The following is an 11,609-nucleotide window of genomic DNA, read 5'->3' as shown; positions in this document are numbered from 1 at the left end:
TCTTGGCGCTTTTTATTTTCAGTCTGCAATGCATTTTTTTATCAGACTTCTTGTACCTTTAAGGCAACTGCGTTTCTAAAAACTCAGCAAACGCGCCACCCACGTCACTTCACCATGAGCAATCAAGTCAAAAATAGTAAAGAACACGGCGCAAATCACCGCCAGTTTAAGCAACTTAATTCCAATCAGCATGGCTTTCCCCTTTATTGGCTAACGGCCAAGTGTAGCGCAAAAGAATCAGCAAGCCATCCGTTCTGCTCAATACTGGCGCATTGTTTGGCTTAGGCTGAGGCGGCGAAGTTGCCAAGGAGCGCACCATACAACTGCCTGTCACTTAGCACGCCGACCAGACGTTGCTGCTCCACCAGCAGAATAGGTTGTTTAGTACGCTGCTTAAGTTCAATCACTTCACGCATGCCGATATCAGGCTCGACTGCAACGACAGTATGATCATTGATATCGCCAAGGCCAACGCCCTCTTGATGCCAGTCCAGCAATTGGTGCGCCGAATCCACCAGCGTTATCCCCTGCTTTTGCTGCTCCACCCACAGCGCTTGCTCATTACACACTTGCCAGCGCTGCGCTTGCTGTGTGAGCTCTTCCACTGGACGCATTAGAGAGCGTCCTTTCAGCACATTAAGCGGATTGGTGTGAGCAACAAAATCGCGCACATATTGGTTTTCGGGTTGCAGCACTATCTGCTCAGGCTTCCCGTGTTGAATCAATTGTCCAGACTCCATGATGGCAATGCGATTGCCAATTTTCAGCGCTTCATCCAGATCGTGGCTAACAAATAAAATGGTTTTATTCAACTGCTTTTGCAACTGCAACAGCTCATCTTGCAGTTGGGCACGAATCAGCGGATCGAGCGCCGAAAATGGCTCATCCATCAATAGAATGTCGCCGTCCATGGCAAATGCGCGCGCCAAGCCGACACGCTGCTGCATTCCGCCGGAAAGTTCATGGGGAAATTTGTCTTCCCATTCCGCCAGCCCAACCATAGCCAGTTGTTCACGCGCTTTTGCGCGGCGCACTTTCTTGCTGATGCCTTGCATCTCCAAACCAAACGCCACGTTATCCAATACGTTCAGCCACGGCATAAGGGCAAAAGTTTGAAACACCATAGAAACGCGATGAGTGCGCAGATGACGCAGCGTTTCTTGGTCGCACGTGGCTAAGTCCACCTGCTGCTCACCGTCTTTCACCAGCAAGGCACCACGTGACACCGGATTTAGTCCATTCACAGCGCGCAGCAAACTTGACTTGCCCGAGCCCGAAAGCCCCATCAACACGCAGATTTCGCCCTCTTTGACGCTCATGCTGACGTTATTGACGCCCACTACTTGGCAGACTTCATCAATGATCTCTTGGCGTGATTTGCCTTGATCGAGCCTTTCAAACGCCAGTGCGGGGTCCGAACCAAAAACCACATCCAGATTTTTAATCGTAATAGCATCCATGGTTATGCCTCCTTTTGGTTGGGGGTTTTGCATAAGCGATCAAGGATGATCGCCACCAGTACAATCGCGAGGCCCGCTTCAAAGCCTTGTGAAATGTTCACCGTGTTCAGCGCGCGCACCACCGGCTTGCCGAGGCCATCAGCACCGACCAATGCAGCAATCACCACCATAGAGAGCGACAACATGATGCACTGCGTGATGCCCGCCATGATGTTGGGCAGCGCCGCTGGCAGTTCGACTTTCAGCAGCAGTTTCATACGGCTGGCCCCAAACGCTTTGCCCGCTTCAATCAGCTCTTGCGGCACTTTAGTGATGCCTAAATAGGTCAAACGGATCGGCGCGGCGATGGCAAAAATGATGGTGGAGATCAAGCCCGGTACGATACCAAGACCAAACAGCACTAAGGTCGGGATCAGATAGACAAACGTTGGCACGGTTTGCATCAGGTCAAGGATTGGCCGCAGCAAGGTGTAAAGCCAAGGACGATGCGCCGCCATGATGCCAAGGGGTACGCCAATTAATACGGAAATCGTTGTCGCGGCAAAGACCAAGACAAAGGTTTCCAGCATTTCTTGCCAATAACCAAGGTTAAGGATCAGCAGCAAAGCAGCAACCACAAACAGCACCAAAGGCAGGCTGCGATGCAGCAGCCACGCCAATAAGGCGGTGATGACTATCGGTAGCGCCGGTGGCATCCACTTAAAAATATCCACCACAAACAGGATAACCGTTTCTAGAAAGTAGGAGATGGCGTCAAAAACGCCGGCGGCGTTTAAGGTCAACCAGTCAACCCCCGTCTCCATCCATTGACCCAGAGGGATTTTGTTGTCAGTAATAAAATTCACAATTAAGCCTTTGTTATTTAATCGAAACAGGACAAGCAACGCGCTTACGCGTTGCTATCGAGGTAGTGCATAACCGCTTGCACGGCGTCTTCGCCTTGCAGGGTTTTCACCCCTTTTAACCAGCGCTGCAGCTCGTTTGGATTGGCTTTTAGCCATTGCTGCGCCGCCACCGCCGGTTTCTGCTTCTTGTTGAGGATCGCTTCCATCAACTGGTTTTCCATCTCCAGACTAAATTGCAAGTTTTGCAGCAGTTGACCAACGTTTGGGCACTGCGCTAGGTAGTTTGCACGCACATTGGTGTAAACATTGGCACCGCCGTAATTCGGCCCGAAATAGTCATCGCCACCGGCCAGATATTCCATCTCAACATTGCTGTTCATCGGGTGAGGTGCCCAGCCTAAATAGACAATCCACTGCTGACGACGTGCGGCGCGAGAGACTTGTGATACCATGCCCGCTTCGCTCGATTCCACTAGACGAAACGTTTTTAAATCAAAGGCATTGGCATCAATCATCGATTGGATCAGGCGGTTGCCATCGTTACCCGGTTCTATGCCGTAGATACGAGATTTGAACTTGTCGGCGTGCTTGGCGAGATCGGCGAAGTTTGTCACGCCCGCATCATAAACGTACTTCGGCACGGCTAAGGTGTATTTGGCCCCTTGCAGATTGGCGCGTATCGTTTCGACCGTGCCCGCTTGGCGGTATTTGGCGATGTCGCCTTCCATCGTCGGCATCCAGTTACCGAGAAACACGTCGATGTCGCCGTTGGCCATTGAAGAGTAAGTGACCGGAACCGATAGAAGATCGGTTTTCGTCTCATAGCCGAGACCTTTGAGCAGCTCTGAGGTAACAGCGGTAGTGGCGGTAATATCGGTCCAACCCACATCAGCAAAGCGCACCTTCTGACAACTGTTGGCGTAGCTGTTGGCGGCAAAAAGCGTGAGGGCGGTGGTGGTGAGCAGTTTTGTCGTCATAGACATCATCGATTCCTTATCGTTTTTCTGACTTTTCATTATTAAATGTGTTATTTGCTGATGACTTAGCGCATCGCTATAGCGCATGTTGTAACGCTCTTTTCGGTGGATGCATTCGTTGGCTCTCTTGCCAATTCGGCGCGAGCCATACCGGGACATTTCCTGCTTCGAGTAGGGCTTTATCTAAAATCATGTCCGCAGCCCGCTCAGCGACCATAATGGTTGGCGCATTGAGGTTGCCATTGGGAATAGTGGGAAAGACCGACGAGTCGACCACGCGCAATGCACTCAGGCCACGTACTCGACACTGTTCATCCAGCACCGCCATTGGGTCATCGTCCGCGCCCATTTTGCAACTGCAAGACGGGTGATAGGCGCTTTCCACATTTTCGCGCACCCAGTGATCGATCGCGTCATCGCTGACCACGTCCGCGCCCGGCTGAATCTCTTCACCGCGATAGGCATCGAGCGCTGGCTGCACAAGAATTTCGCGTGTTAAGCGAATGCAGTCTCGCCAATCTTGGCGATCTTGCTCGGTCGAAATGTAGTTAAACTCAATCTTGGGTTTGTTGTTTGGATCTGCCGAGATGATTTCGACACTGCCACGGCTTTGCGGTTTGTTCGGGCCAACATGCACCTGAAAGCCATGACCAGCAAAGGCTGCACGTCCATCGTAGCGCATCGCCGCAGGCAAAAAGTGATACTGAATGTTTGGCCACTTCAGCCCTTTGCGTGAGCGAATAAAGGCGCAAGATTCAAAATGGTTGGTCGCACCCAACCCTTTGCGGGTCAGAATCCATTGCGCGCCAATAAGCCCTTTGCTAACTAAGCCAAGTTTGCTATTGAGGGTAATGGGCTCCTTGCAGTGATATTGAAAGTACACTTCCAGATGATCCTGCAAATTGCACCCCACACCGGGCAAATCATGCACCAAGGGCACCTTGGCACGCTCAAGTACCGCTTTCGGGCCGATGCCAGAAAGTTGCAGCAATTGCACCGAGCCAATGGGGCCTGCGCTCAAAATCACTTCATTGCGCGCAAGGCACTGTGAGGTTTTGCCCGATTTCTCAAACACAACACCGACAGCCCGTTTGTTCTCCAGCAGCACTTTTTGCGCTTTAACGCCTTTGATCAGAGTGAAATTGGCTCGCTTTTTCGCTCGGCTTAAGTACGCGTTAGAGGTGGAAGCACGAACGCCATTTTTCACCGTCATGTGCATCGGGCCAAAGCCTTCTTGCTGGTAGCCGTTGTAATCCGATGTTTGCGGATAGCCAGCCTCGGCTCCTGCATCGATAAAGGCTTGATAGAGCGGGTTGAGCGTCATCTCGTTGCCTGCGCAGGTGCCAAGTGGCCCTTCCCCGCCGCGATACTGATCCGCGCCGCCAATCCAAGCTTCGGCGCGGCGAAAATAAGGCAAGCAGGCTTGATAGTTCCAACCGGCCGCGCCCTGCGCTTCCCACTCATCAAAATCGCAAGCATGGCCACGTACATACACCATGCCGTTGATGGAAGAACTGCCGCCCAGCACTTTGCCTCGCGGGCAATGCAGCTGTCGCCCAGACAGGCCAGACTCCGCGACCGTTTCATATTGCCAAGCGTACTTCTCGCTGTTCATCGGGTAAGAGAGCGCGGTGGGCATTTGGATGAAAATGCTGTTATCAGAGCCGCCCGCTTCCAAAAGCAGCACTTGATGTTCACCACTTTCAGACAGCCTATCGGCCAAAACGCAGCCAGCCGATCCCGCACCGACGATGATGTAATCGTAGTGTTGTTGCATGGTTTTCTCTCTTATTTGCTGATTATTGGTACGGGCCGACGAAATCGCCCATCTCGACTAATACGCTTTTGGTTTGCGTGTAGTGACGCAGCGTTTCCGGGCCGTTTTCACGCCCAATCCCAGAGTGTTTGTAGCCGCCAACTGGCATTTCAGCGGGCGAGTCTCCCCAGGTGTTGATCCAGCAGATCCCGGCTTGCAGCTGATGGATCACTCGATGTGCTCGGCCAAGATTCTGGGTAAATACCCCTGCCGCCAAGCCATAATCGCTGTGATTGGCGCGGGCAATGACCTCTTCTTCCGTGCGAAACTTCAAAACCGACATCACCGGGCCAAATATCTCCTGCTGCACGTGCACCATCTCGTCTTGGCAGTCGATAAACACGGTTGGCGCAACAAAATTGCCTTTATCTAAACCATTTGCCATCAGCCGTTCGCCGCCTGTGAGTAAGGTCGCGCCGCTCTGTTTCGCACTTTCAATCGCCGCCATCACTTTATTCAGATGCTCGCCGGAGATCAGCGCGCCAATTTGCGTCTCCATATTCATCGGATCGCCGACACGCAAACGCTCGGTGCGCGTTTTCAACTGAGCAACAAAATCATCATAGAGCGACTCATGAACAAACACGCGTGTGCCGTGGGTACACACTTCCCCTTGGGTGTAGAAGTTGGCCACCATCGCCGCTGAGACAGCCTGTTCGAGCTTAGCGTCCTCAAAAATGATCAGGGGTGATTTGCCGCCGAGCTCCATCGTCACCGATTTCAGTGTCTTGGCGCTATCGGCCATCACGGCTCTGCCGGTAGTTGATTCACCCGTAAAGGAGACTTTGGCGATATCAGGATGGGCAGTGAGCATTTGCCCGACACGATAGTCGCCTTGAATTACGTTAAACACGCCATCTGGCAGGCCTGCTTGGGTAAATATTTCCGCCAGTTTCAGTGCCGAAAGTGGCGTTTCTTCGGAGGGTTTGAAAATCATCACGTTGCCTGCGGCAAGCGCTGGGGCCGATTTCCACATCGCAATCTGGATTGGGTAGTTCCAGGCACCAATGCCAGCGCAAATGCCGAGCGGCTCACGGCGAGTGTAGTAAAACTGATTGGCACTGAGTGACTGCTGCTCACCTTGCAGTGACACGGCCAGCCCCGCGTAGTATTCAATCACGTCGGCGCCGGTAGCAATGTCCACGGCAATCGCTTCTTGCAGCGGCTTACCGCTATCCAGTACCTCCAGTTTCGCCAGTGCGTCGTTGTGCTCACGCAGCAGTGCCACCGCTCGGTGCAAAATTCGGCAACGCTCTTGCACCGACATCGCCGACCAAATGGCAAAACCGCTTTTGGCGGCGGCGATCGCTTGCTCAAGATCGTCAGAAGTAGCCTGAGCGACGCGTGCCAGCGGTTCGCCCGTGGCCGGGTTGTAGGTGGTAAAATACTCGCTGGCTTCACGAGTTACGGCTTTACCGCCAATGTAATGTGATTTGTTATCCATCATGAAGGTCTGACTCGTCGTTATTGTTTGTATAAAAAGTGAGTTGCTTGTCCAAATAATCGTTAATGATCACTTTGGCGGTTTCGCCACTGATCCCATCGGGGTTGAGCGCCCCGCGTAACCAAATACCATCAATCAATGCCGCAATGCCGTGGGCGACCAGTTCCGCTTGATCGCGATTGAGCAGCGCTTTCAGTTCATGTTTGAGATGAGAGATCAAGCGCTTCTCATTGACTCGTTGCAGCCGCTTTAGCTGCTCGTCGTGCATGGAATAAGACCAAAACGCCAACCACGTTTTGGCCACTTTGTTTTCCACTTGGTAGCCGGAAAAGTTTCCGTCGATGATGGCGTTGATCCTTTGGTGGTAGGCCTGTTTGGGTAGTGCGGCTAAACGCTCCACCACAGTGCGCGATAACTGACGGAGGATCTCCCGCATGGTCTCTTCCAACAAACCGTGCTTGCCACCGAAGTAGTGATTAATGATGCCTGTCGATACGCCCGCCTCGTTGCTAATCAGGGCAATACTGGCGGCGTGCAGACCCACGCGATCAATCACCGTCATGGTCGCATTCACCAATTGCGGCTTACGTATTTGCGGCATCCCAACCTTCGGCATTTTGGCTCCTGATGTTTTTAATTGAACGTGCAGTTAAATTAAAATGCCACATTATTTATTCGTGTACAAATGTTTATTTCACAAATAACCAACATAACCCTTCGCAAAGAGAAGCGATAAAACCTTCGGTGATGGCCGAAACCTCATTTTCACTGCTCAACAAAGCATCACACAAGCCACCATGAAACACACCGATTGATGAAAATAGAAACAATAAACTGATATTTAACCAGTAATTACAGGCTGGCTTTGCCAGAAGAGCGTGGCGCAATCTTAGATTAAACCAAACACACTCAGTTTGAAGATTGAAAAAATCTCAATAATTATTTAGAGTACTAAATGTTATATCTCTAAATAACAACACAAGGAAAAAAAATATGAACCCCATACTGGAAACCCGAGGCCTGTTTAAGGTATTCGGGGAGCAACCAGAGCAGGCCTTTACCCTGCTGGAAAAGGGTGTCGACAAGGACGGCATTTTGCAAAAGACAGGATTAACCATCGGCGTCAATGATGTGTCACTGTCGATTCAAGCCGGAGAAATTTTTGTCATTATGGGACTGTCTGGTTCTGGCAAGTCCACTCTCGTTCGCTTACTCAATCGCTTGATTGAACCCACCAAGGGCAGCGTATTGCTTAAGGGCAAAGATATCGCCCACATTTCTGAGCAAGAACTGCGCGAGGTGCGCCGCAAACACATCTCCATGGTGTTTCAAAACTTCGCTTTAATGCCGCATATGACGGTGCTGGAAAACGCTGCCTTCGGTTTAGAGCTGGCAGGCATGGCCGTCGATGAGCGAGAAAGCACGGCGCTTGCCGCGCTCAACCGCGTCGGACTGGACGCCTACGCACAGGCGTTTCCCGATGAGCTTTCCGGTGGAATGAAACAGCGCGTCGGTCTGGCACGTGCACTGGCGTGTGACCCCGATATCTTATTGATGGATGAAGCATTTTCAGCGCTTGATCCTTTGATCCGCGCCGAAATGCAAGACGAACTTTTGCGCCTGCAAAACGACGATAAACGCACCATCGTATTTATCTCTCACGATCTGGATGAAGCGATGCGCATCGGTGATCGCATCGCCATCATGCAGCATGGGGATGTGGTGCAAGTCGGCACTCCCGATGAGATCCTCAACCGTCCTGCCAACGACTACGTGGCTGCCTTCTTTCGTGGCGTCAATGTGGCGAGCGTATTAACCGCCAAAGACATTGCGCGGAAAAAACCGGTGGCGGTGTTTAAGAAAAGTGAGCACGACGGCCCAAGATCCGCCATGCAGATATTGCTCGAGCAGGACAGCGATTACGGCATCGTGATTGATAAATCCAACCGCTATTCCGGTGTGGTTTCGCTCGACTCGCTGCGCCTTGCGCACAAAGAACAGCGCTCTTTGAGTAGCGCGCAGCTGCCAGATGCCATCACACTCATGCCCGAACAGTCAGTCAACGACATTTTGGGCCATGTGGCCGGAGTGCCTTACGCCGTTCCCGTTGTCGATGAGCAAGGGCAGTATTTTGGTGTGGTCACCAAATCACGGCTGCTGCAAACCCTAGACAAGGAGTAGTAACTATGTCTAACGAATCAGAAACGAGTGACCCGTGGTCACAAACCAGCGCTGCGCCCAACGATCCTTGGGGGCAAGCAACGCCTGCGACAGAAAATGCCGATTGGCTCAACAGTGATGCACCTCAGCTCCCATCGTTTGATCCACTTCATCCCTTCGACCAAGCCATCCTGCCCTTCGATCACTGGGTAGAAACGGGGTTAAACTGGCTGGTGGATCATGGTCGCCCGCTGTTTCAGGCAGTGCGCGTGCCGATTGATTTCATTCTCTCCTCTTTTGAGACCGCACTGGTTTCCACACCAGCGCCCATCATGCTGCTGATCCTGTTTTTGCTCGCTTGGCAATGCTCAAATGTTCGCTTAGGCAGTGCCACACTCGCGTCACTGATCTTCATCGGTTTGATTGGCGCTTGGTCGCAAGCCATGACCACCTTGGCACTGGTCATGACATCAGTATTTTTCTGCTTGTTGATTGGCTTACCGCTGGGGATCTGGCTCGCACGCAGCCAAATCGCCGCCAAAATTATTCGCCCACTGCTGGATGCCATGCAGACCACGCCTGCTTTTGTCTATCTGGTGCCGATCGTCATGCTGTTTGGCATTGGTAACGTGCCCGGCGTGGTGGTCACCATCATTTTTGCCCTGCCACCTGTGGTGCGTTTGACGATTTTGGGTATTCAACAAGTGCCCGAAGAGCTGACTGAAGCGGGCCACGCCTTTGGCGCCAGCAAACGGCAAATGCTCTATCGCATTCAACTGCCTCTGGCGCTGCCCACCATTATGGCTGGGGTCAATCAAACTCTAATGTTGTCACTTTCCATGGTGGTAATTGCCTCCATGATCGCCGTTGGCGGCTTAGGCCAGATGGTGCTGCGTGGCATTGGCCGTTTGGATATGGGCCTAGCCGCAGTCGGCGGGGTCGGCATCGTCATTCTGGCGATTTTACTCGATCGCATCACACAAACCTTGGGGGACAACGCGGGTAATAGCAAACTGCGCTGGTACCACACCGGGCCCGCCGCTCTGTTAACGCGACTCTTCAATTCCCGCAAGCCCTCACCTGAATTAAGCAAAATGGAGAAATAATATGTATTGCTCATGGAAGAAAACCTTCACCGCTACTGCCCTCACTTCACTGGCTTTGGCCAGCAGCGCGTGGGCAGAAAAACTGCCCGGTGCGGGGGTAACCGTACAGCCAGTTCAATCCACCGTTGCGGAAGAGACCTTTCAAACCTTGATCGTCAACCGTGCCCTTGAAGCGCTCGGTTACGATGTGTTACCAACCAAAGAAGTCGATTACAACGTCGCCTACACCTCGATCGCCAAAGGCGACGCCACCTTCCTCGCGGTTGGCTGGTTTCCGCTGCACAGTGACAAATACGCCATGGCCGGAGGAGACAAGGTATTCTATCGCCAAGGCCAATACATCAGCGGCGCGGCGCAAGGTTATTTGATTGATAAAGCCACAGCGGATAAATACAACATCAGCAACATTAGCCAATTGAAAGATCCAAAAATCGCTCGCCTATTTGATGCGAACGATGATGGTAAGGCCGATCTGACCGGGTGTAATCCGGGCTGGGGCTGTGAAGGGGTCATAGAGGCGCAGCTCAGCGCTTACGGTCTGCGCCATACCGTCTCGCACAATCAAGGCAACTACGCCGCTATCATCGCCGATACCATTTCACGCTATAAGCAAGGCTCGCCCATTCTTTACTATACTTGGACACCGTATTGGGTGAGCGGCGTTTTGGTTCCCGGTAAAGACGTCGTCTGGCTTGAAGTGCCTTTCTCGGCGCTGCCGGGTGAGCGAAAAGATGTCGATACCACGTTGCCAAATGGCAAAAACTACGGCTTTGAGATGAACAGCATGCGCATCGTCGCCAACAAAGCGTTTGCCGAGCAAAACCCAGCAGCGGCGAAGTTGTTTGCCATCATGCAAGTGAACATCAACGATGTGAGCGCGCAAAATATGATGATGAGCCAAGGCAAAAATCGTTCAGCCGACATTGAAGCGCATGTCGATGGCTGGATAAAAGCGCACCAAAAGCAATTTGATGCTTGGGTTGAAGCGGCGAAAAAAGCGGCGATGTAGCTGACGTTCAACATTGCTCTCTAGAGCTATTTGATACGCGTGCATCTGAAAATGCCGATGAAATCTCGGCATTTTCATTTAAGCCAATGAGCTATGGGGTTTTCATAGACAGGAACTTAAGGGCTAACCTATTATTTTTGCGAAAATTTAGTTAGAAAAAGGCTTCATTGATGATCAGATAATCGTCGCCAAACAAACCACCTATACCAACCGTTTGCTCGCTAGCAGAGTGCCACACTACCAGATAAACTCGCCACCTTTGATGATGTGCTGCTTCAAGATGATAGTGCGTCAGAAAGAGATTTTTACCTGAGCCCAAAGCAGTTCAAAACTAAAAGCAATGCAGGACTAAAAGCAATACAGAACAACTTGCTGCTAGCGGACCCAGGTTATAGGCAGGTGGAGTTGCTTCCTAAGGAGTTAAAATCTCACACAAACTGGCAACGAGATTTGTCACGGCACAAAGCATAGTCAGAAATAGGCAATAAACTTGAGTGGGCCTCTCGTTATATACCCAATAATGCACATTTCCCCAAGAGTAAATCAAAGAAAACATCACGTTAGACGGTGTTTATACTGGTCTCAAGGCCAGGGCGTCCGCATGAATGGTTAGAATTTAGTCATTGACTTAAATCCAGCAACTAAGACTTGCTCCAAGAAGCCGGGGTTCATCATGCAACGTTTCTGCTTCATTGGCACACTAATTTTGCTTGGCTCAGCTCTTAGCATGTTAAGTGCCATGTGTCTTAAACCTGCCAAATTTTCAGCCGCGTTTTGTCGGTAAATCTGACA

At 51.6% G+C, this 11,609-nt stretch carries 9 protein-coding genes and 1 pseudogene; 3 read left to right on the top strand and 7 right to left on the bottom strand.

Annotated features, from left to right (window positions below; all coding sequences use genetic code 11):
* Positions 1-281: 281 nt before the first annotated feature.
* The 6 genes from choV to betI all read right to left on the bottom strand — a co-directional run bounded on the left by choV (position 282) and on the right by betI (position 7,158).
* Positions 282-1,460 (bottom strand): choline ABC transporter ATP-binding protein, encoded by a 1,179-nt coding sequence (gene choV, locus UF06_RS20445; protein ID WP_045572083.1) that lies wholly within the window; start codon positions 1,458-1,460, stop codon positions 282-284.
* Positions 1,461-1,462: 2 nt separating this feature from the next.
* Positions 1,463-2,305 carry a choline ABC transporter permease subunit gene (gene choW, locus UF06_RS20440; RefSeq protein WP_039435335.1) on the bottom strand — a complete coding sequence of 281 codons (843 nt, stop codon included), beginning with the start codon at positions 2,303-2,305 and terminating at the stop codon, positions 1,463-1,465.
* A gap of 44 nt (positions 2,306-2,349) precedes the next feature.
* A complete protein-coding gene (locus tag UF06_RS20435; protein WP_045572082.1) occupies positions 2,350-3,288 on the bottom strand; it encodes a choline ABC transporter substrate-binding protein in 939 nt (312 codons plus the stop codon).
* A 70-nt stretch (positions 3,289-3,358) separates the two neighbouring features.
* Positions 3,359-5,059 carry a choline dehydrogenase gene (gene betA / locus UF06_RS20430; protein WP_045572081.1) on the bottom strand — a complete coding sequence of 567 codons (1,701 nt, stop codon included), beginning with the start codon at positions 5,057-5,059 and terminating at the stop codon, positions 3,359-3,361.
* Between the two features lie 22 nt (positions 5,060-5,081).
* A complete protein-coding gene (gene betB, locus UF06_RS20425) occupies positions 5,082-6,542 on the bottom strand; it encodes a betaine-aldehyde dehydrogenase (protein WP_045572277.1) in 1,461 nt (486 codons plus the stop codon).
* Positions 6,535-7,158: a transcriptional regulator BetI gene (gene betI / locus UF06_RS20420; RefSeq protein ID WP_045572080.1), complete on the bottom strand. Its 624-nt coding sequence runs from the start codon at positions 7,156-7,158 to the stop codon at positions 6,535-6,537. The genes betB and betI overlap by 8 nt, the downstream gene beginning before the upstream one ends.
* Positions 7,159-7,535: 377 nt before the next feature.
* Here betI and proV point away from each other — a divergent pair, with 377 nt between their 5' ends.
* Genes proV through proX form a run of 3 tightly spaced genes read left to right on the top strand, consistent with a single transcriptional unit; the run spans position 7,536 to position 10,817 of the window.
* A complete protein-coding gene (gene proV, locus UF06_RS20415) occupies positions 7,536-8,723 on the top strand; it encodes a glycine betaine/L-proline ABC transporter ATP-binding protein ProV (RefSeq protein WP_045572079.1) in 1,188 nt (395 codons plus the stop codon).
* Positions 8,724-8,728: 5 nt separating this feature from the next.
* Positions 8,729-9,808, top strand: a complete 1,080-nt coding sequence (proW, locus tag UF06_RS20410) for a glycine betaine/L-proline ABC transporter permease ProW (RefSeq protein WP_045572078.1) — start codon at positions 8,729-8,731, stop codon at positions 9,806-9,808.
* Position 9,809: 1 nt separating this feature from the next.
* A complete protein-coding gene (proX, locus tag UF06_RS20405) occupies positions 9,810-10,817 on the top strand; it encodes a glycine betaine/L-proline ABC transporter substrate-binding protein ProX (RefSeq protein WP_045572077.1) in 1,008 nt (335 codons plus the stop codon).
* Positions 10,818-11,426: 609 nt separating this feature from the next.
* Here the strand turns inward: proX and UF06_RS27250 are convergent.
* Positions 11,427-11,609: pseudogene (locus UF06_RS27250) on the bottom strand (ISAs1 family transposase); the annotation flags it as partial.

Origin of the sequence: Vibrio sp. S234-5 (assembly GCF_000960595.1) — a bacterium.
Taxonomy (GTDB): Bacteria; Pseudomonadota; Gammaproteobacteria; order Enterobacterales; family Vibrionaceae; genus Vibrio.
The sequence above is the reverse complement of the archived record's forward strand: the minus strand, read 5'-3'. Positions and strand labels throughout refer to the sequence as shown.

Excerpts from the sequence above, each read along its gene's own strand:
- proV (WP_045572079.1), top strand. The coding sequence starts at position 7,536 with ATGAACCCCATACTGGAAACCCGAGGCCTGTTTAAGGTATTCGGGGAG.
- choV (WP_045572083.1), bottom strand. The coding sequence starts at position 1,460 with ATGGATGCTATTACGATTAAAAATCTGGATGTGGTTTTTGGTTCGGAC.
- UF06_RS20435 (WP_045572082.1), bottom strand. The coding sequence starts at position 3,288 with ATGTCTATGACGACAAAACTGCTCACCACCACCGCCCTCACGCTTTTT.
- betB (WP_045572277.1), bottom strand. The coding sequence starts at position 6,542 with ATGGATAACAAATCACATTACATTGGCGGTAAAGCCGTAACTCGTGAA.
- betI (WP_045572080.1), bottom strand. The coding sequence starts at position 7,158 with ATGCCGAAGGTTGGGATGCCGCAAATACGTAAGCCGCAATTGGTGAAT.
- proW (WP_045572078.1), top strand. The coding sequence starts at position 8,729 with ATGTCTAACGAATCAGAAACGAGTGACCCGTGGTCACAAACCAGCGCT.
- proX (WP_045572077.1), top strand. The coding sequence starts at position 9,810 with ATGTATTGCTCATGGAAGAAAACCTTCACCGCTACTGCCCTCACTTCA.
- betA (WP_045572081.1), bottom strand. The coding sequence starts at position 5,059 with ATGCAACAACACTACGATTACATCATCGTCGGTGCGGGATCGGCTGGC.